This is a genomic window from uncultured Zoogloea sp. (genome assembly GCF_937894855.1).
GTDB lineage: Bacteria > Pseudomonadota > Gammaproteobacteria > Burkholderiales > Rhodocyclaceae > Zoogloea > Zoogloea oryzae.
Window position 1 is genome coordinate 1 of record NZ_CALAYQ010000134.1, and the last position, 19,514, is coordinate 19,514.

At 65.2% G+C, this 19,514-nt stretch carries 19 protein-coding genes and 1 tRNA gene; 8 read left to right on the forward strand and 12 right to left on the reverse strand.

Translation table 11 applies throughout. From position 1 onward, the window contains the following. Together Q0672_RS15270 and Q0672_RS15275 are read right to left on the reverse strand one after the other, a co-directional pair. Positions 1-817: ABC-F family ATP-binding cassette domain-containing protein (locus Q0672_RS15270; protein ID WP_298623521.1), on the reverse strand; the 817-nt coding region annotated here is incomplete at its 3' end. A 99-nt stretch (positions 818-916) separates the two neighbouring features. Next, complete coding sequence (locus tag Q0672_RS15275; protein WP_298623523.1) at positions 917-1,219, reverse strand: monooxygenase; 303 nt, start codon at positions 1,217-1,219, stop codon at positions 917-919. 125 nt (positions 1,220-1,344) lie between these two features. On the opposite strand from Q0672_RS15275, the gene Q0672_RS15280 reads away from it, so the two are divergent. Further along, positions 1,345-1,620: a type II toxin-antitoxin system HicA family toxin gene (locus tag Q0672_RS15280; RefSeq protein WP_284189113.1), complete on the forward strand. Its 276-nt coding sequence runs from the start codon at positions 1,345-1,347 to the stop codon at positions 1,618-1,620. 24 nt (positions 1,621-1,644) lie between these two features. Here the strand turns inward: Q0672_RS15280 and Q0672_RS15285 are convergent, their stop codons facing one another. From Q0672_RS15285 to trxB, 8 genes are all read right to left on the reverse strand, one after another. Then, a complete protein-coding gene (locus Q0672_RS15285; RefSeq protein WP_298623525.1) occupies positions 1,645-2,520 on the reverse strand; it encodes a PA4780 family RIO1-like protein kinase in 876 nt (291 codons plus the stop codon). Next, entirely contained in the window at positions 2,517-2,726 is a 210-nt protein-coding gene (locus tag Q0672_RS15290) for a hypothetical protein (protein WP_298623527.1), read from the reverse strand. The genes Q0672_RS15285 and Q0672_RS15290 overlap by 4 nt, the downstream gene beginning before the upstream one ends. Before the next feature lie 175 nt (positions 2,727-2,901). Then, the gene (gene arfB, locus Q0672_RS15295) at positions 2,902-3,303 is read right to left on the reverse strand and encodes an alternative ribosome rescue aminoacyl-tRNA hydrolase ArfB (RefSeq protein WP_153160894.1); all 402 of its coding nucleotides are present in this window, start codon (positions 3,301-3,303) and stop codon (positions 2,902-2,904) included. A 49-nt stretch (positions 3,304-3,352) separates the two neighbouring features. Further along, positions 3,353-3,775 carry a transcription regulator gene (locus Q0672_RS15300; RefSeq protein WP_153160895.1) on the reverse strand — a complete coding sequence of 141 codons (423 nt, stop codon included), beginning with the start codon at positions 3,773-3,775 and terminating at the stop codon, positions 3,353-3,355. Beyond that, positions 3,772-5,979: a NosR/NirI family protein gene (locus Q0672_RS15305; RefSeq protein ID WP_298623531.1), complete on the reverse strand. Its 2,208-nt coding sequence runs from the start codon at positions 5,977-5,979 to the stop codon at positions 3,772-3,774. Before Q0672_RS15305 ends, Q0672_RS15300 begins: the two co-directional genes overlap by 4 nt. Positions 5,980-6,188: 209 nt before the next feature. Beyond that, on the reverse strand, positions 6,189-8,141 hold the full coding sequence (nosZ, locus tag Q0672_RS15310) for a TAT-dependent nitrous-oxide reductase (protein ID WP_298623533.1): 1,953 nt from the start codon (positions 8,139-8,141) through the stop codon (positions 6,189-6,191). 248 nt (positions 8,142-8,389) lie between these two features. Further along, on the reverse strand, positions 8,390-9,394 hold the full coding sequence (locus Q0672_RS15315; RefSeq protein WP_298623535.1) for a Smr/MutS family protein: 1,005 nt from the start codon (positions 9,392-9,394) through the stop codon (positions 8,390-8,392). A 73-nt stretch (positions 9,395-9,467) separates the two neighbouring features. Continuing rightward, complete coding sequence (gene trxB, locus Q0672_RS15320; RefSeq protein ID WP_298623538.1) at positions 9,468-10,427, reverse strand: thioredoxin-disulfide reductase; 960 nt, start codon at positions 10,425-10,427, stop codon at positions 9,468-9,470. Between the two features lie 238 nt (positions 10,428-10,665). Here trxB and Q0672_RS15325 point away from each other — a divergent pair, with 238 nt between their 5' ends. From Q0672_RS15325 to Q0672_RS15340, 4 genes are all read left to right on the forward strand, one after another. Further along, positions 10,666-11,337: a Crp/Fnr family transcriptional regulator gene (locus Q0672_RS15325; RefSeq protein ID WP_298623540.1), complete on the forward strand. Its 672-nt coding sequence runs from the start codon at positions 10,666-10,668 to the stop codon at positions 11,335-11,337. 141 nt (positions 11,338-11,478) lie between these two features. After that, a complete protein-coding gene (locus tag Q0672_RS15330) occupies positions 11,479-13,770 on the forward strand; it encodes a DNA translocase FtsK (RefSeq protein WP_153160901.1) in 2,292 nt (763 codons plus the stop codon). After that, positions 13,767-14,402, forward strand: coding sequence for an outer membrane lipoprotein chaperone LolA (gene lolA / locus Q0672_RS15335; protein WP_298623543.1), 636 nt, complete (start codon positions 13,767-13,769; stop codon positions 14,400-14,402). The genes Q0672_RS15330 and lolA overlap by 4 nt, the downstream gene beginning before the upstream one ends. A 19-nt stretch (positions 14,403-14,421) precedes the next feature. Continuing rightward, positions 14,422-15,780 carry a replication-associated recombination protein A gene (locus Q0672_RS15340; protein WP_298623545.1) on the forward strand — a complete coding sequence of 453 codons (1,359 nt, stop codon included), beginning with the start codon at positions 14,422-14,424 and terminating at the stop codon, positions 15,778-15,780. Here the strand turns inward: Q0672_RS15340 and Q0672_RS15345 are convergent. After that, positions 15,746-16,015, reverse strand: coding sequence for a hypothetical protein (locus Q0672_RS15345; protein ID WP_298623548.1), 270 nt, complete (start codon positions 16,013-16,015; stop codon positions 15,746-15,748). The two genes, Q0672_RS15340 and Q0672_RS15345, sit on opposite strands and share 35 nt — an antisense overlap. A 246-nt stretch (positions 16,016-16,261) precedes the next feature. On the opposite strand from Q0672_RS15345, the gene serS reads away from it, so the two are divergent. From serS to Q0672_RS15360, 3 genes are all read left to right on the forward strand, one after another. Next, positions 16,262-17,548: a serine--tRNA ligase gene (gene serS / locus Q0672_RS15350; RefSeq protein ID WP_298623550.1), complete on the forward strand. Its 1,287-nt coding sequence runs from the start codon at positions 16,262-16,264 to the stop codon at positions 17,546-17,548. Between the two features lie 88 nt (positions 17,549-17,636). Further along, positions 17,637-17,999 carry a carboxymuconolactone decarboxylase family protein gene (locus Q0672_RS15355; protein WP_298623552.1) on the forward strand — a complete coding sequence of 121 codons (363 nt, stop codon included), beginning with the start codon at positions 17,637-17,639 and terminating at the stop codon, positions 17,997-17,999. A 47-nt stretch (positions 18,000-18,046) separates the two neighbouring features. Beyond that, positions 18,047-18,137 (forward strand) — tRNA-Ser (locus Q0672_RS15360). 181 nt (positions 18,138-18,318) lie between these two features. On the opposite strand, the gene Q0672_RS15365 is transcribed toward Q0672_RS15360, so the two are convergent. Further along, positions 18,319-19,514, reverse strand: a 1,196-nt coding sequence (locus tag Q0672_RS15365) for a Y-family DNA polymerase (RefSeq protein ID WP_298623554.1), incomplete at its 5' end; no start/stop codon positions are given.

The window sequence follows — 19,514 nt, forward strand, 5'->3', positions numbered from 1 at the left end:
CCTTGCTGGCCTTGGCCTTGAAGCGGTCGATGAACTTCTTGAGGTGGGCGATCTTGTCGGCCTGCTTGGCCACCGCAGCCTGCTGGAGCAGCATCTGCTCGGCGCGCATGTCTTCAAAAGTGCTGTAGTTGCCGCCGTAGCGCACCAGCCGGGCGTTGTCGATGTGCAGCGTGACCGAGGTGATGGCGTCGAGGAATTCCCGGTCGTGGCTGATCACGATGAGCGTGCCGGCGTAGCGCTTGAGCCAGGCTTCGAGCCACACCAGCGCGTCCAGATCCAGGTGGTTGGTGGGTTCGTCGAGGAGCAGCAGGTCCGACGGGCACATCAGCGCCCGGGCCAGCTGCAGGCGCATCCGCCAGCCGCCCGAGAAGCTGTTCACCGGCTGGGAGAGCTCCGACACCTTGAAGCCGAGGCCGAGGATCAGGGCCTGGGCGCGGGCTTCCGCGTCGTGGGCGCCGGCGTCGTGGAGCTCCATGTAGGCGTGGGCCATGCGCATGCCGTCGTCGCTGGCTTCGGCCGCGGCCACTTCGCGCTGGGCGGCGAGCAGCACGGTGTCGCCCTCGATCACGAAGTCGGTGGCGCTCTGCTCGGTCTCGGGCATGTCCTGGGCCACCTGGGCCATGTGCCACTGGCTGGGGATCGAGTAGTCGCCCGCGTCTTCGTGAAGGCTGCCGTTGAGTAGGCCGAACAGGGACGATTTGCCGGCGCCGTTGCGCCCGACCAGGCCGACCTTCTCGCCGGGGTTGAGGGTGACGGAAGCGCTATCGAGCAGCACCTTGGCGCCGCGGCGCAAGGTGACGTTTTTGAGGGTGATCATGGGGAAATGCCGCGTGGGGGTCGCGCATGATAGCGACCGCAGCATGATCGGCCCATGACTATTTTGCCGGCCCCGTGACGCGGGCCGGGATCGGCGGGCTCAGAGCGGCGCGCGGTCGATGGCGGAAAGCTCGCCGTTTACGTCGAAGATCTTCCCATTCACCTCAGGAATGCCGAAGCCCTTGAGGCGCGCGGTGTGCATCGCCAGGTAGGCCTCGGCGCTGGGGCGGTCGGCGAACAGGTAGATGCCGCCGGCCTCATTGGTGGCGGCGTTCTCGGTCCAGATCTTCCAGATCAGGCCGGGCTCCTGGGCGATGGAGGCGGCGAGGCCTTGCAGGGCGTCGGTCATCGCCGGGCCCCAGGGGCCGGAAAACGGGAAATCGACTTGCAGCAGCACGGGCATGGTGACGTCTTTCTTTGTCGTGGATCAACGGTGGTGCGAAGGCCGGGCGATCAAGCCCGCGGGCGGTATGCGGGCCGGGCCCACGGTGCAAGAATATCGCCAACGATCAACGGGAGGAGCAAACCATGAGCAACAAGCACCGTCACGTCCTTGAAGCGATCTTCCGCGAGCCGGTCAGCAGCAACATCCAGTGGCGCGAGGTCGAATCCCTGCTCAATCACCTCGGTGCGGATGTGGACCCCAGCCACGGGGCGCGCTTTCGCATCATGCTCAACAAGCATGAGTTCTTCATCCACCATCCTCACCACGGCAACGAATTCACCAAGCAGGAGGTCAAGCACCTGCGCGAATGTCTCGCCGCGGCGGGGGTGAGCCTGTCGGCCTACGACGAGGCGCACTGAGTTCTCCGGTTCAGGCGGCGGGCCTCATGTGTCTGCTGTCCAGTCGTCGACCGCCTCGGCGGCCTGTTGGCGGGCCAGGCGTTCGGCGTGTTCTGCGTCGGCGGCTTCGATCACCTGGATGACCTCATCCAGATTCACGTCGTCGGTAGGGTCCTCGAAGCGGCCGGTGAGTACGCTGTTCGGATGGAGCGAGCCGGCTTCATAGAGCGCCCAGATTTCTTCGCCGTAGCGGGTGGTGAGCAGTTGCGGGGCGAACTGGCCGAAGTAGTCGGCGAGGTTGTCCACGTCGCGGCCCAGCATCCGCTTTGCGTTGCTGTTGGCGGCGGCATCCACTGCCTGGGGCAGGTCGATGATCACCGGGCCGCCCGCATCCACCAGCACGTTGTATTCGGAGAGGTCGCCGTGAACGATGCCGGCACACAGCATCCGCACGACCTGACGTATCAGTGCCGCGTGGTAGGCCAGCGCGTCTTCCTCGCTGAGGGAGAGATCGTTGAGGCGCGGCGCGGGTTCGCCGTCGGCGTCGGCCACCAGCTCCATCAACAGCACGCCTTCGTGGAAGTTGTAGGGCGTGGGCACCCGAACGCCTGCGGCGGCGAGTCGGCGCAGGGCGTCCACCTCGGCGCTCTGCCACGCGGCCTCCTGCTCCTGGCGGCCGTAGCGAGAGCGCTTCGCCATGGCGCGGGCCTGTCGGCTGTTCTTGATCTTTCGCCCCTCGGTGTAATCCACCGCGGTGTGAAATCCGCGTTTGTTGGCCTCTTTGTAAACCTTGGCGCAGCGGATGTCGTCGCCGCAGCGGACGACGTATACCGTGGCCTCCTTGCCGCTCATGAGCTGGCGCAGCACGCTGTTCACCAGCCCGTCGGTGACCAGCGGTTCGAGTCTCGCGGGTGTCTTCATGCGCAGGTGCTCGTCGGGGGCTGCTTGACGTAGGCCGTCAGCAGATGTTGTTGCATGTCGCAGCCTTGCCGGTCGCGGCCCGGCGACGTTTTGCCGCAGAAGGACACCTCGATGTGAGCGTTGAGGGCTTCAGGCGCGGCCTGTATGTTGGCGATCGAGTGTTCGAGGGCGGCGTCCTGGCGGAAGATGTGGCTTTCCGATTGCATTGAGTGGTCCTGCCCGGTCGGGCGTGAAGGGGGAAAGGCCTGTCGGCTTGGTCGACTGGCGGAGTGCCCGATGGGCGTGCGGGAGGATGGGGGCGAGGTGCCGGGGCCAGGATAAACAGCACCGGGCTGGGGACTCGAGGCCGCGATTATCGTCTATCGCGGTAGTCCTGGCGCTTCATTCGACACGCCCGCGATTGGCCTTCACGGCGCTGCGCCGGGCCTTGCCCTCCAGCCGGCGGGTGACCGACCCGCGGGTCGGCCGGGTGGGGCGGCGGGGCTTGGCCACCACCGACACGCTGTCGATGAGTTCCTGCAGCCGCCGCAGGGCTTCGGCGCGGTTCTTCTCGAGGCTGCGGAATTCCTGCGCCTTGATGATGACGATGCCGCCCTTGCTGATGCGCTGGTCACCCAGCCGGAGCAGGCGCTCCCGCAGATGTTCGGGGAGCGACGAGGCGGCGATGTCGAAACGCAGATGCACCGCGCTCGACACCTTGTTCACGTTCTGCCCGCCGGCGCCCTGGGCGCGGATGGCTGTGAACTCGACTTCGTCTTCGGAGATGGGGTGAGCGGGGCGCATGGGCGGCACTTTACCTCAAGGCCGCTGCGCGCCTTCGCCCAAAGCCGGCTTACACCTGCACGATGCCCAGCGTGCGCAGCCCGATGAACAGCGCGGCGCCGATCAGCAGGTTCTTGAAGCTCACGTAGCAGATCATGTCCATCACAGTGGCACGGCGGTAGAGGTGGCCCCACCACGGGCCCTCCTTCACGTAGGGCTTGGCGTCGAGGCGGACGATCACCTCGAAGACGCTCCAGCCGAACCACCAGCCGATGATCGCGCCGGCCTCCAGGCGGCCCATGGCGGCAAGCACCCAGGCGACGGTGGCGGCGATCGCCAGCGCGAAGCCGGCGCCCTGGATGGCCTTGCGGGCAGGCTGGCCGCGGCCGGCCCAGGGCCACAGGTGATCCCACAGCTCGGCAGCGAGCCAGGCGACGCCGTGGGCTTCGCCGTAGGCGGGCTGGCGCAGTTCGTTGCGGTCGGCGATGGTCATGCTGCGGCTCCTTCCTTTTTCTTGTCCACCGGGGCCGGGTGGATGGGGATGAAATAGCCCTTGCCGTCGATGGGGGTGAGGGGCTGACCAGCCTTGGTGCGGCGCTTGCGCTCCTGGGCCAGGGGCGGGCAGGCGTGGTCGTCGTAGTAGAACACCATGCAGTCGAGGCACAGCATGCACTCGCGCTGGTCGATGTTGCCCTTGGCGTCGATGGCGAGCGATCCGCAGCCCTTGGCGCAGGCCTTGCAGCTGGTGCATTCGTCCTTCCGCTTGAGGCCGAACCAGCGGAAGGTGGTGGGCATGGCGAGCGCCGCGCCCAGCGGGCACAGGTACTTGCAGAAGGGCCGCTCCATGAAGATCGCCAGGCCCAGCAGGCTGGCCGCAAACAGGCTGTAGGGCCAGCTGCGGTTGGTGATGCCGACCAGGAAGGTGGTCTTGAAGGGCTCGACCTCGGCGAGCTTCTCGGCCAGCCCCATGCTGAAGAACGATACCGCCAGCAGGCCGAAGAACACGGCGTACTTCACCCACTTGAGCTTGTCGTGGAGCGCCTGGGGCAGGTGGAACTGGAAGCGCTTGAGGCCCACCGCCTGGCCCACCTTGAAGAGCAGCTCGGAGAGCGACCCGAACGGGCACAGCCAGCCGCAGAAGAAGCCGCGGCCCCACACGAAGGTGGTGACGATGATGAAGATCCAGAACACGAAGATCAGCGGGTCGGACAGGAAGAGCTCCCACTTCCACTGGAACAGCAGCGAGTGGAACCAGGTGAGCACCTGGGTGATGGACGGCTGGGCCATGGCGTAGAAGCCGACGAAGCCGATGGAGAGCACCCAGCCGGTGTACTTGAAGGCATTCACCGGCCATTTGTTCTTGTGGGTGGAGCGGCGTACCAGCTTGTCGCGGCTGGCGTAGGCGGCGGAGAGGGCGAGCAGCACCACGATGAAGGCGCCGATCTCGACGGCCCGCTCCTTCCAGACCTTGAGCCAGGTGGGGTCGGGCTTGACCACCACCGGGCGGCCGCCTTCCAGATATTTGTCGGCGAGCCAGTATTCCTTGTCGAAGTTGGCGAAGGTCTTGGCGGCGGTTTCCTTGTCGATCTTGTTGCCCAGGAAGACCAGCTTCCACGGGAAGGCGCCCGAGAAGCTCTTGCCGCGGATGATGAAGATCGCCGATTCGGTGAAGGAGGGCGCGCCGGTGGCCGAGATGCCCCACAGGTTGAGGTAATCCAGATCGCGGAAGGTGAAGCTGTCGCCGCCCTGGCGCACCTGCACCCGGTCGTAGATGCCGCCGCGCACGAAGCCGGAGCCCTTGAAGGAGTCCATGCTGTTGTCGGCGACGATGAAGATGGCGTGCTCGCCCTCCTTGAGGCGGGCCATCAGGCTGGCGTAGCCGTCCTTGCCCAGGATGGCCTGGCCGATGGTGGGCTGGTTGAGGTAGCCGAACCACAGGTCCATGTAGGGTCGGCCGTCGCTCTTGAGGCCGACTTCCTCGGGCTTCACGGTGAGGCGCTGGACGCTGCCGTCTTCCACCAGCTGCGCCCAGCTGGGCGCCGGGCCGGCGGGCGGGAACTTGGCCTGGGGCCGGATCACCGGCTTGAGGATGCCCACCTGCTTGGCCACCTCACCGCCGGAGACCATCATTACCTGGTTCTGGGCGATGACGGTGACGGTGGCGCCGGTGATGGCGTCGAGGCCGATGAGATTTTCCTCGGGGCGCGACTTGCCGATCTCGATGTTGTCCCCGACGAACTTGCCCAGGTACTGGTTGTTGAACTTGATGAGCGCCGATTCGGGGATGCCCAGCAGCAGGATGGGTTCGGAGTGCTTGAGGATCTTCACCCCGGTGAATTTGCCGGCGGTGTCCATGCCGATCAGGGTGACCACCGGCTTGCCCGAGTACGCCGGGATGTCGGTGATGTCGGTGGACAGCATCACGTAGCCGATGAGCTTCTGCTGGCCGGCTTCATCGCGGTAAGCCTCGACGAAGGGCGGCTGGCCCTTGCGCTCGGAGAAGTGGGTGGCGCCGGGCATCACGTCCTTGCAGGGCGCGTAGTCGCACATCTTCGGCGAGGAGGCCAGCTCGGGGGGGAGTTTGACTTCGTAGGTGTCGGCAAGGGCGCTGCCGGAGAGGGCCAGGGCGGCGATGCCAGCGCCGAGACGGGCGGCAAAACGTGGGGCGAAGGTGCGCAGGGCGCGCAGGGAAATCATCGGGTGACTCCACAAATCAGTATGTGGCCGGATTCTGATGAACGGGCCCGGGGGGCGCCTTAAGCTGAGTCAATTTGACGCAGTGGCGCGGGTTTGCGTCATGGGTGGGCTGGGTGCAGGGGTGCGACCCGGGGCCGGAACGAAAAAAGGGGAGACGCGTGCGTCTCCCCAAATTACCTCTCGATAAGGAATCGTTGCGGTGGCGTCGCTTACTTCTCGACGATCATCCGGGTGCGCATCTCAAGGTGCAGGGCGTGGCAGAAGTGGGTGCAGTAGCACCAGTAAACCCCGGGCTTGTCGGCCTTGAAGGTGACCGACTTGGTCTCCTGGGGATTCACGATGAAGTTGATGTCGTACTTCGGAATCGCGAAGCCGTGGGTCAGATCTTCCACCTTGTCGAGGTTGGTGAGGATGAGGGTGACTTCGTCGCCCTTCTTCACCTTGAACTCGCGCATGCTGTAGGCCGGCGCCTGGGACACGAGCTTGACGGTGACCTTGTTGCCGTTGCGGAACACGCCGCCATCCTTGGCGTCCTTGATGGCGTTGGGGAACTCGTCGACGTTGTACACCTGGCGCGTCTTGATCTTGTCGCGCTTGACGATCACGAAGTCGTGGGGCTCCGGATAGACCGGGTGGTCGGCCAGCATCTTCATCTTCTCGCCGCGGATGTCGATGATCTGCTCGTTCTCGGGGTGCAGCGGGCCCACCGGCAGGAAGCGGTCCTTCGAGAACTTGCAGCCGACGCACAGGAACTGGCCGTCCGCCTCCTTCGTCTCGGACATGGAGGCGTTGATGTGACCCGGCTGGTAATGCACGTCGATGCGGTCGACCACGTACTTGGCGTTCTTGTCGCCGGCGTGGAACTTGATCGCGGTGTCCACGTTCCATTTGACGATCTGGCTGTCGAGGAACAGCGTGGTGAAGGCATTGCCGCGGCCGTCGAAGGCGGTGTGCAGGGGGCCGAGGCCGAGTTCGACTTCGGCGACGATGCTCTTGTTGATGTCGTCGAGCTTGCCGTCGAAGAAGTCGTGGATCTTGGTGAGTTCGATGACGGTGGCGGTGGGCGACAGCTTGCCGGAGCAGATGAAGTACTTGCCGTCCGGGCTGGCATTGACGCCGTGGGGGTTCTTCGGAACCGGCACGTAGCAGGTGAGGGCGGTCTTCGGATCCTTGTTGGCGTCCTTGGTGCCATCGACCACCGGCACCTTGCTGTCGCCGATGGTGACGAACTTGCCGTCCTTGATGGCCTGCTCGATGCGGGCCACCTGGAAGAACACGCAGGCGTCCTTCTCGGCGGACATCATGTCCTCGTACTTGGCGCCGCCCTCGACGTTGTACTGGTTGGCGGCGGCGAGCTTGCCGTCGTAGGAGGTGGCCACCAGATCCATGTTGCCGTCGACACGGCACTGCCAGCGCACTTCCATGGTCTCGGCGTCGACGCAGGTGAAGAGCGTCTTGTACTTCTTCTCGTCGTCCATGTCGCGCCCGTCGTTGGGTTGCGGCAGGTGGAACTCGTTGCCGCAGAAGACGCGCGTGGTGTGGTTGATCTTCTCGTCCACCGGGTCGCGGCGGTCGGGGAAGATGCCGTGGAAGCCCTGGATGTTGGGCAGCTCGGTGATCTTGTCGCACTCGAAGGTGTCGCCCTTGATCCGCGCCAGGCGGCCGTGGATCTTGTCGTTGACCCAGAAGTACTTGCCGTCGTAGGTGCCGTCGGTGTACGAACCGTGGACGTGGTGGGTGTCGCCGGTCTTGTACTTGAGGCTGCCGTCGGCCTTGGTGCCGATGATGGCCTTCGATTCGTTGGTGATGCCCCAGCCGCTCATGCAGTCGATGTTGAAGGTGGGGACCCGCTTGATCTCGCGGCCGGAGGGCAGGCCGAGGATGCGCACTTCGCCCGAGTGACCGCCGGACCAGATACCGTAGTAGGTGTCGAGCTGACCCGGCGCGGGGTGGATGTTCAGGCCGTCGGCGGCGTGGGCGGCGGCAGGTGCCGGAGCGGCCGGTGCGGTGCCCGCGGCAGGCGGCGCGGCCTCCTGCTTGCAGGAAGAGAGGCCCACGGACAGACCGGCACCGGCCAGGCCGGCAAGGGCTGCGCTGTTCAGGAACTTGCGGCGTCCCGGAACAAGGGTTTGATCGTCGTGCTTGATGTCTTCGGTGCTCATTTTGGTCTCCGTTTGTCCCTAACCGAAATCGATGGGCCGCCTGATCGGGCGGCTGCGCGGTGACGGCCTGCGGCGTGATGTCACTGCGACAATCTGTCGCAGCGCACTCTAGGGGTGTGGAGACCGAAAAAAATTGATGGCGGGCAAGAATCGCCGACGAGGCACCAAAAACGTGCGCCGTCCTACCGAAAACCCTGGCGTTGGCGCTAAATATCAGAAAATGCTAATGGTTTTGGGCTGCTGGCAGCTTAGCTTCTGGGGCCGCCGCCGGCCTGGAGCAGCACGAGCAGGGCACCGTCGCCACCGTCGTGGGGGCGGGCCTGGCAGAAGGCGAGGATGTCTTCCCGCTGGGCCAGCCAGCCCCGGGAGAGGTGCTTGAGCACCGGCAGGCGGCCGGGCGAGCCGTGGCCCTTGCCGTGGATCACCCGCAGGCAGCGGCGGCCCTGCTGGAGGGCGAGGGCGATGAACTGGGCGAGGCTGGCCCGGGCTTCGTCGCGGGTGAGGCCGTGGAGATCCAGCTCGCCTTGCACCACCCAGCGCCCGCGGCGCAGGTCGGTGAGCACCCGGCGGGGCAGCCCGACCCGCAGGTAGGCGGCCTCGTCGCCCATGTCGAGCCGGTCTTCGAAGGTGAGGGGCGACTCCAGCGCCTCGCGCAGCACCTCGCGCTCGTCTTCCTCGCGTTTGCGGGGGAGCGGGGCGGGCGCGGGGCGGTCGAGATCGGCGAGGTTGCGGTCTTTCAGGGGGGCGACTTCGCCGGCGGCGTGGCGGAAGAGCTCGGCCGGATCGTGGAGGGCGCTGGCGTCCACAGTCGGCGCGATGGGCTCCCAGTGTTCGATCGCACGCACGTTCGGGTTGGCGTGCTGGCGCTGGTGGCTCAGGTCGACCCGGTAGAAGTCGCGGATCGGGGCGATCTCGCCCAGCGCGGCGCGGAACACCGCGGAAGGGTCGTTCTCGTCGATGCGCGGCGCGCGGCGCGGGGCTTCCGGCTCGGGCTCGACAACTTTGGGGCGCGGCGTGGGGGCCGGCCTGGGGCGGGAAAGGTCGGCGTGGTTGTCGGCACGCAGGGGCTGGATGCGGCCCACCTGGGCGCGAAACAGCGCGGCGTCGTCGGGTTCGTCCGGCGGCGGTGCGGCCTTGCTCGGGGCCGGCTTGGGCGCCGGGCGGGCGATGACGGTCTTCAGGACGCTGTTCGGCACGCGGTCGCGGAGGGCCTTCAGGGCGTCGAGGCCGGAGTTGCGCTTGTCCTTGCCCATGCTTGCGAAAGGTGATTGTCCAAATGGAAACGGACCGGGGATGGCCCGGTCCGTTCGGTGGGGCTGGCGCGGCTTAGCCGGCGAGGCCCAGACTGTCGAGGTAACGCTCGGCGTCGAGGGCGGCCATGCAGCCGGTGCCGGCGCTGGTCACGGCCTGACGGTAGATGTGGTCCTGCACGTCGCCAGCAGCAAACACGCCCGGCACGCTGGTGGCGGTGGCGTTGCCGTGGCGTCCGCCCTTGGTGACGATGTAGCCGCCTTCCATCTCCAGCTGGCCTTCGAAGATGTCGGTGTTGGGCTTGTGGCCGATGGCGATGAACACGCCCTTCAGGGCGATGTCCTTGGTCTCGCCGGTCTTGGTGCGCTTGATGCGCATGCCGGTCACGCCAGTGGCGTCGCCCAGGACTTCGTCCAGCGTGGAATCGAGCTCGAGCACGATCTTGCCGGCGGCAACCTTCTCGTGGATCTTGTCCACCAGGATGCGCTCGGCCTTGAACTTGTCGCGGCGGTGCACAAGGGTGACCTTGCTGGCGATGTTGGCGAGGTAGAGCGCCTCTTCGACCGCGGTGTTGCCGCCGCCGATCACCGCGACTTCCTGGTTGCGGTAGAAGAAACCGTCACAGGTGGCGCAGGCCGACACGCCTTTGCCGGAGAAGGCTTCTTCGGAGGGCAGGCCGAGATACTGGGCGCTGGCGCCGGTGGCGACGATGAGCGCGTCGCAGGTGTATTCACCCGCATCGCCGACCAGACGGATGGGCTTTTCCGACAGGTGGGTGGTGTGGATGTGATCGAAGATCATCTCGGTGTTGAAGCGGGCGGCGTGCTTCTCGAAGCGCGCCATCAGCTCGGGGCCCTGCACGCCGTCCGGGTCGGCCGGCCAGTTGTCCACTTCGGTGGTGGTCATCAACTGGCCGCCCTGGGCGATGCCGGTGATGAGCACGGGGTTCAGGTTGGCGCGGGCGGCATAGACCGCGGCGCTGTAGCCGGCGGGGCCGGAACCGAGAATGAGCAGCTTGATGTGACGGGTGGCCATCGTGGTGGGTCTCTCTGATCTGTCTGATGGGCGGTGGAACAGCAAAGAGCGATTATAAGGGGCAGAGTTCCCGGTGACCGTTTCTAAATGAAGACGCCCGTCGGCCGCCAATGACCGGGCATGCCCGTGCGTCATTCGGAGACCCTCAAGTTTGCTTTATACTTGGCCGTTGATAGCAACATGACAACTTGGTCACATTGCCAAGAATCAATTTAGCCCTTTGCTCAGGAGAGGCCCTATGACCGTTACCAGCTCCGTGTCCACAATTGCCCTGCGTACCTTCCCCATCTTTCAGGGGCTGGGCGATGACCGGCTGGCTGCCGTCGCGCGCTGCGCGATGATGCGACGGGTTCCGCGGGGGGCCGCGGTGGTACATGAAGGTGATCGCACCGATTTCGTCTATTTTGTTCTTACCGGCAACCTGAAGGTCATGGTCAGCGACGAGGATGGTCGCGAAGTGATCCTCACGATCCTCGGCCAGGGCGAGATGTTCGGCGAGATGGGCGTGCTCGATGACAGCCCGCGTTCGGCCTCGGTCGTGGCGGTGTCGCCGTCCGATCTGGTCACCATCGCCAAGACCGATTTCAAGCGTCTCATGCAGGAGAACTTCGAGCTTGCGTGGCACGTCATGTGCAACCTCACCCGCCGCCTGCGCGACGCCGACCGCAAGATCGAAAGCCTGGCGCTGATGGATGTGTACGGCCGCGTGGCGCGCCTGCTCCTCGAGATGTCCGAGGAAGTGGACGGCCTCAAGGTGGTCCGCAAGAAGGTTTCCAAGCAGGACATCGCCAAGATGATCGGCGCGTCCCGCGAGATGGTCAGCCGCGTCATGAAGGATCTCGGCCTGCGCGGCCTGATCGAGGAAACCGACAGCGGCGTGATCCTGCGCGAAAAAATTTACGATTTGTGACTGGTTCGTAAATCCTTCCCTGATGGTCTGGACGACGACCGGGAAGGGACAACCAGAGACCCTGGTTTATAATCGAAAGCGCGGCTTCCAACCGCGCTTTTGTTTTTTGCCGCGCCCCGCAAGGCCCCGTATCGCCTAGTCATGCTCAATCGCCCCTCCACCCGTCCGCTCCCTCTTCCGGAAAAGATCGCCAGCCTGCTACAGGAGGCGCGCTGGCTGTTGCTCGGCGTGCTGGCCTGCTATGTGGCCATGGTGCTTTTCGGTTACTCCAAGGCCGACCCCGGCTGGTCCCACGCCGTTCAGATGGAGCGGGTGAGCAACCCGGGCGGCCGCTTCGGCGCCTGGCTGTCTGATCTGCTGCTCTACCTCTTCGGGCTCTCGGCCTGGTGGTGGGTGGCGTTTCTCGGCTTGGGTCTGGCCATCGGCTTCCGGCGCCTGCAGCGCAGTTTCGGGGCCGACCGGCGATCCTTCTTCGTGGTCGTGTTCGGTTTCATCGTCGTGCTGCTGGCCAGCAGCGGGCTCGAAGCCATGCGCTTTCACTCGATGAAGGCCACCTTGCCCCTCGAGCCCGGCGGGTTGATCGGCCTCGAGCTGGGCGCGCTGACCTTCCAGTACCTTGGCTTCACCGGCGGCACGCTGCTGCTGCTGGCGCTGATCGCCGGCGGCCTGAGCCTGTTCTCGGGCGTGAGCTGGGTCGAGGCGTCGGAAGCCATCGGCACCGGGCTCGAAAAAGTCTGGCTGTTTGCCACCAACGGTTTCCAGACCCTCGAAGACCGGCGCATCGGTCGCGAGGTCGCCCAGAAGCGCGAGGCCGTCGTCGAGACCAAGCGCAAGAAGGAAGAGGCCGCACCGCCGCCGCCGCTGCGCATCGAGCCGGCGATCGTCGAGGTCGAGAAATCCGTGCGCGTCGAGAAGGAACGCCAGACGCCGCTGTTCACCGAGCTCCCCGGCGGCGCGCTGCCGCCCCTGGCGCTGCTCGACGAGCCCTCCCACGACGTGGAGCCGCCGTCGCCCGAAACCCTCGAATTCACCTCCCGCCTCATCGAGCGCAAGCTCGCCGATTTCGGCGTCGAGGTGAAGGTGCTGGCGGCCTATCCGGGCCCGGTCATCACCCGCTTCGAGATCGAACCGGCGGTGGGCGTGAAGGGCAGCCAGGTGATGAACCTGGTCAAGGATCTGGCCCGCGCCCTGTCGGTGGTGAGCATCCGCGTCGTCGAGACCGTGCCGGGCAAGACCTGCATGGCGCTGGAGCTCCCCAATCCCAAGCGGCAGACGGTGCGCCTGTCCGAGATCCTCGGCTCCAAGGCCTACCACGACATGCACTCGCCGCTCACCGTGGCGCTGGGCAAGGACATCGGCGGCCAGCCGGTGGTGGCCGACATCGCCAAGACGCCCCACCTGCTGGTGGCCGGTACCACCGGTTCGGGCAAGTCGGTGGGCATCAACGCGATGATCCTGTCGCTGCTCTACAAGTCCGAGCCGGCCGACGTGCGCCTGATCCTGGTCGACCCGAAGATGCTCGAACTGTCGATCTACGAGGGCATCCCGCACCTGCTGGCGCCGGTGGTCACCGACATGAAGCACGCCTCCAACGCGCTCAACTGGTGCGTGGCCGAGATGGAGAAGCGCTACAAGCTGATGTCGGCCCTGGGTGTGCGCAACCTGGCCGGCTACAACAAGGCGGTGGCCGAGGCGGCCAAGGCCGGCGCGCCCCTCAAGAACCCGTTCTCGATTACCCCCGAAAGCCCCGAGCCTCTCGACAAGCTGCCCTACATCGTGGTGATCATCGACGAGCTGGCCGACCTGATGATGGTCGTCGGCAAGAAGATCGAAGAGCTCATCGCCCGTCTGGCGCAAAAGGCCCGGGCGGCCGGCATCCACCTGATCCTCGCCACCCAGCGCCCCAGCGTGGATGTGATCACCGGCCTCATCAAGGCCAACATCCCCACCCGCATGGCCTTCCAGGTTTCCAGCAAGATCGACTCCCGCACCATCCTCGACCAGCAGGGCGCCGAGGCGCTCCTCGGCATGGGCGACATGCTCTACCTGGCGCCGGGCACCGGCCTGCCGGTGCGCGTGCATGGCGCCTTCGTGGCGGATGACGAGGTGCACAAGGTGGTCGAATACCTCAAGGCCACTGGCGAAGCCGACTACGTGGACGGCATCCTGGCCTCGCCCGAAGACGACGGCGGCGACCTGCTGGGCGGCGGCGAAGGCGGGGAGGGCAGCGAGGCCGACCCGCTCTACGATCAGGCCGTCGAGATCGTGGTCAAGACCCGCCGGCCGTCGATTTCGCTGGTCCAGCGACACCTGCGCATCGGCTACAACCGCGCCGCGCGCCTCATCGAACAGATGGAACGCTCCGGCCTCGTCTCGCCCATGGGCGCCAACGGGAACCGGGAGGTAATCGCCCCCGCCCGCGAAGGAGAATGATGATTCGCACTTCAATTGCCACCGTCGTCCGTGGGCTGGCGCTGGCCGGCCTGCTCGCCGCCGGGCAGGCCCACGCCGACGCGCTGGCCCAACTCAAGCAGTTCATGGATGGCACGCGCACCGCGCGGGGCAGCTTCACCCAGCAGGTGCTCTCCAAGTCCGGCCGCAAGCCCCAGCAGGCCAGCGGCACCTTCGCGTTCTCCCGGCCGGGCAAGTTCCGCTGGGTGTACGAAAAGCCCTACGCCCAGCTGCTGGTGGGCGACGGCAGCAAGCTGTGGGCGTTTGATCAGGAGCTCAATCAGGTCACCACCAAGAAGCTCGGGCAGGCCCTGGGCAACACGCCGGCGGCAATTCTTGCCGGTGACAACTCGCTGGACAAAAACTTCGTGCTGAAGGACGCCGGCGACGCCGACGGCCTCGAATGGGTCGAAGCCACGCCCAAGTCCGACGACAGCAGCTTCGAGCGCATCCGCATGGGCTTTGCCGGCGGCCAGCTCAAGGCGATGGTGCTCCACGACAACTTCGGCCAGACCACCTCGCTGCAGTTCGGTCAGATCGAACGCAACCCGGCGCTGGATGCCGGCCTGTTCCGCTTCGTGCCGCCCAAGGGCGCCGACGTGGTCGGCGAGTAAGCGCCCGTCGCAGTCCTCGATGGCCGATCTGTTCGATTCCCTCGACCCGCCGCGCCTGCCGCTCGCCGAGGCGATGCGCCCGCAGACGATCTCGGCGGTGATCGGCCAGCGTCACCTGCTCGGGCCGGGCAAGCCGCTGGCGCTCGCTTTCCAGTCAGGCAAGCCCCACTCGATGATCCTGTGGGGGCCGCCGGGCGTGGGCAAGACGACCCTCGCGCGCTTGATGGCCAAGGCCTTCGATGCAGAATTCACCGCGCTGTCGGCGGTGTTTTCGGGCGTGAAGGACATCCGCGAAGCCATCGCCCAGGCCGAAGCCGCCCGGGCCCGTGGGCGTCACACCATCCTCTTCGTGGATGAAGTGCACCGCTTCAACAAGGCCCAGCAGGATGCGTTTTTGCCCTTTGTAGAGCAGGGGCTGGTCACGCTGGTGGGCGCGACCACCGAGAACCCCTCCTTCGAGGTGAACTCCGCGCTGCTGTCCCGAGCCGCGGTGTATGTGCTGCAGCCGCTCACCGCCGAAGAACTGGCCGAGCTCTTCGAACGCGCCCGGGTCCACGCCTGCCCCGATCTCGCCTTTGAGGACGACGCCCGCGACCGCCTCACCGGCTTTGCCGACGGCGACGCCCGGCGACTCCTCAACCTGCTGGAGCAGGTGCAGACCGCGGCCGAGACTGCCGGTATCAACCCGGTCACGCCGGCCTTCATCGACGAAGCGCTGTCGCGCAACCTGCGGCGCTTCGACAAGGGCGGCGAAGCCTTCTACGACCAGATATCGGCGCTGCACAAGTCGATTCGTGGCTCCGACCCCGACGCCGCGCTGTACTGGCTGTGCCGGATGCTCGATGGTGGCGCCGAGCCGCTCTACATGGGCCGCCGGCTGGTGCGGATGGCGATCGAGGACATCGGTCTGGCCGACCCGCGGGCGCTCGAAATCTGCCTCAATGCCTGCTCGACCTACGAGCGCCTGGGCTCACCGGAAGGCGAGCTGGCACTGGCCGAAGCCGCGGTTTTCCTGGCCTGTGCGGCCAAATCGAACGCGGTTTACAAGGCGTATAATGCGGCCCGAAAGTTTGTCGCCAACGACATCTCGCGCCCGGTTCCGATCCATCTGCGCAACGCGCCCACCAAGCTCATGAAAGAGCTGGGCTACGGCAAGGCCTATCGCTATGCCCACGACGAACCCGGTGGCTACGCGGCCGGCGAGAACTACCTGCCCGAAGGCATGGCGCGGCCAGACTGGTATCAGCCAGTGGACCGCGGGCTCGAAGCGAAGATTGGAGAAAAGCTGGCGCGCCTGCGCGAACTCGACCGCGAGGCCGAGTCACGCGCCGGGCAGGATGGCGTCAGTGGGTCGTCTGGACGGGATGGCTCGCGGTGAAACGGGCGCAGGCTGCCCGGAAGCGCTTCGCCTTGTCGCGGTCACCGCGCTCTTCGGCTTCCTCGACGAGCTCCTGCATGAACTGGGTCAGCAGCAACGTGCCTTCCCGGGTCTGGACGAGCCCGCAGGCGATCTGGGCGGCGGCGACATCAGGGATGTCGTGGTGTTCGGCAATGATGGCAACATCCTCGTCGGTGAGGTCGCAGTAATCCAGGCAGTCGCGTATCGATAACATGGGTGTCTCCTCAATGGTTTGGGTGCGCGACGTCATCTGCGTACGTCTTTCTTTAAGTGTGGTTTTTGAGCTGCGGAAATCAAGAAAAGTTTAAAAATTCTGGGCTATTAACTTTCTGATTTTCATAACTTCTGCTAGTGGTGCAAGCGGTTTCGCCGTGTTGCGGTGCAACCCGTCCGGGCAGGCGCAAAGCCGCTGCCGGAAGCGCCATCGATTGACCGGTTTCAGATTCGAATAGGGATTGTCATGCTTGATGTTCAACTGCTCCGTGCCAAACTGGATTTCGTCGCGGAGCGCCTCGCCACCCGTGGCATGAGCCTCGACGTTGCCGCCTTCCAGGCCCTCGAGGACGAGCGCAAGACGCGCCAGACCCGCACCCAGGAACTCCAGGCCCGCCGCAACACCCTGTCCAAGCAGGTTGGCCAGCTCAAGGGCAAGGGTGAGGATGCCTCCGCGGTGCTGGCCGAGGTTGCCGGCATCGGCGACGAGCTGAAGGCCAACGAAGTGGCCCTGGCCGAACTGATGGAGCGCTTCAACGCCTTCGTCGCCGGCCTGCCCAACCTGCCCCATGAGAGCGTGCCGGCCGGCAAGTCCGAAGAAGACAACGTGGAAGTCAGCCGCTGGGGCACGATCCCGAGCTTCGACTTTGAAGTGCGCGACCACGTGGACATCGGCACCCGCCTGGGCGGGCTGGATTTCGAGACCGCGGTCAAGATCTCCGGCGCCCGCTTCACGCTGATGAAGGGCGGCCTGGCCCGCCTGCACCGCGCGCTCGCCCAGTTCATGCTCGACACCCACACCGCCGAGCACGGCTACACCGAGCTCTACACTCCGTACATGGTCAACGCCGCCAGCATGTTCGGCACCGGCCAGCTGCCCAAGTTCGAGGAAGACCTGTTCTCCGTGCCCAAGGCCGACGGCGGCAAGTTCTACCTGATCCCGACCGCCGAAGTCCCGGTGACCAACATCGTGCGCGACGAGATCGTGCCGCTCGATCAGCTGCCGCTGAAGTTCGTTGCCCACACCCCGTGCTTCCGCTCCGAAGCTGGCAGCTACGGCAAGGACACCCGCGGCATGATCCGCCAGCACCAGTTCGACAAGGTCGAGCTCGTCCGCATCGAGCAGCCCGAAAAGGCCTGGGAGGCGCTGGAAGAACTCACCGGCCATGCCGAGGCGATCCTCCAGAAGCTCGAGCTGCCGTACCGCAAGATCGTGCTGTGCTCGGGCGACATGGGCTTCTCCGCCGCCAAGACCTACGACCTGGAAGTCTGGCTGCCGGCCCAGAACACCTACCGCGAGATTTCCTCCTGCTCGTGCTTCGAGAGCTTCCAGGCCCGCCGCATGCAGGCGCGCTTCAAGAACGCCCAGGGCAAGAACGAAACCCTCGCCACTCTCAACGGCTCTGGCCTGGCGGTGGGGCGTACCCTGGTCGCGGTGCTCGAGAACTACCAGCAGGCCGACGGCTCGGTGCGCGTGCCGACGGTGTTGCAGCCTTACATGGGCGGCATCACGGTGCTCCAGCCCGCCAACTGAGACAAATCGCCGCCGGCTTGATGCCGGCGGTTTTCCTTGGATTGCCAATCCTGTATATTAGGGAAATCTAATAAAAGGAGTGGCAAACATGAGCAGCAAGTCCTTCGTCCAGATCACCGGCGACCTCAGCAAGGGCATGGAGGCCCTGCGTGCCGAAATCCCCGAGACCATGAAGGGTTTCGGCGTGATGGCCAAGGAGGCGATGAAGGAGGGGGCGCTCACCGCCCTCGAGAAGGAACTGATCGCGCTGGCCATCGGCGTCTCGGTCCGTTGCGACGGCTGTATCGGTTTCCACGTCAAGGCGCTGATCCGCCTGGGCGTGACCCGCGAGCAGCTGATGGAAACCCTGGGCATCTGCACCTACATGGGCGGCGGCCCGAGCCTGATGTACGCGGCCGAAGCCGTGCGTGCCTACGACGAATTTACCGCCCGGGCTGCAAAACCTGCATAAATCTCTGGCTTTTTCCGCCGGATTGTCTATAATCCGGCGCTTCGAGCGGAAAGGTGGCAGAGTGGTCGAATGCGCCGGACTCGAAATCCGGTATACGGTTTAGCCGTATCGAGGGTTCGAATCCCTCCCTTTCCGCCATTGTTTAAGAGAAAGCCCTTGATTTTCAAGGGCTTTTTTCTTTTCTGGCTTTGCTGGTGTGCCATCTGGTATGCCATGGCATGCTGGCTTCGGTTGGGTGGTTTTGGACGTGGTTGGTCGTCTCGTTCAGCGAAGTCGAGCGATCAACTGGCTTTTACGATGCTTCAAGGTGCCTGTTTGGTCACGCGATTACCCTTGGAAGCTCGTCCCAGCGCGTCGTCCAGGCGGGTGACAGCTTCTCCCGGCGCATCCGCCAGTTCAGATCAAACCCCGTTGCCAAAGGGCGCAGGCTTCCACGCCCCCATCGCTCGTTGATCCGGTCCATCGTCTGCATCAGCGCGGCTGACCGCTTCTCGCGTTCAGGATCGACCAGTAGGCTCCCCTGACGTCGGCGCTCCGGTTCCAGACCGCACAACATCACCCCGGCCTTCTTGTAGGCGTAGCCAGACCTATAGATCCGTCGCAGTCCCCATAGGGCGGCACGGATCAAGTCTCGCGTGTCGGAAGAGGGTTCAGCCAGGGAAACGACCTCACTTCGGCTGTACTGCGGCTCCCATGGCTTGAACGGGTTGCTTCGGATCATCACCGTGATCGCCCCGGCGACGTGGCGCTGCGCTCGTAGCTTCTCGGCCGCGCGAGTCGTGTGACTGGCCACGGACTCACTCAGACTCTCGAGATCGAACACCGGGTTCCCGAAGGATCGGCTTGCCATGATCTGCTGCTTGTCGGGTGCCACGTCTTCGAGATCCAGGCACGAGACACCATTGAGTTCCCGCACGGTACGTTCCAGCACCACCGAGAAGTGCTCGCGAATCCATGCAGGCGGAGCACCCCTCAACTGCTGCACGGTGCCGATACCCATTTCCGCAAGCCGCTCGTCGATTCGACGGCCCACTCCCCACACTTCAGCGACCGGGATGCTCGCAAACAACGCCGACAGCTCATCCGACCCCATCGCCCCGAAGTCACAGACTCCATCCTGACCCGCCAGCGCCTTCTTGGCCGCGTGGTTCGCCAACTTTGCCAAGGTCTTCGTGCCCGCAATGCCGACACACACCGGCAGACCAACCCACCGTCCCACACGCTCACGGATCGCCCCGCCAATGTCCGCCAAGCTTCCCGAAAGGCCATCGAGCACCAGGAAGCTCTCGTCGATGCTGTAGACCTCCAGCGAAGGCGTGAAACCCCTCAGAATGTCCACCACGCGACTGCTCATGTCCGCATAGAGCGCGTAGTTGCTGGAGAACGCCCGAATTCCATGCTCCTTCGCCAGCTCTTGCAACTGGAACCACGGCGCGCCCATCGGCACGCCCAGCGCCTTCGACTCTGCGGAACGCGCCACCACGCAGCCATCGTTGTTGGAGAGCACCACGATGG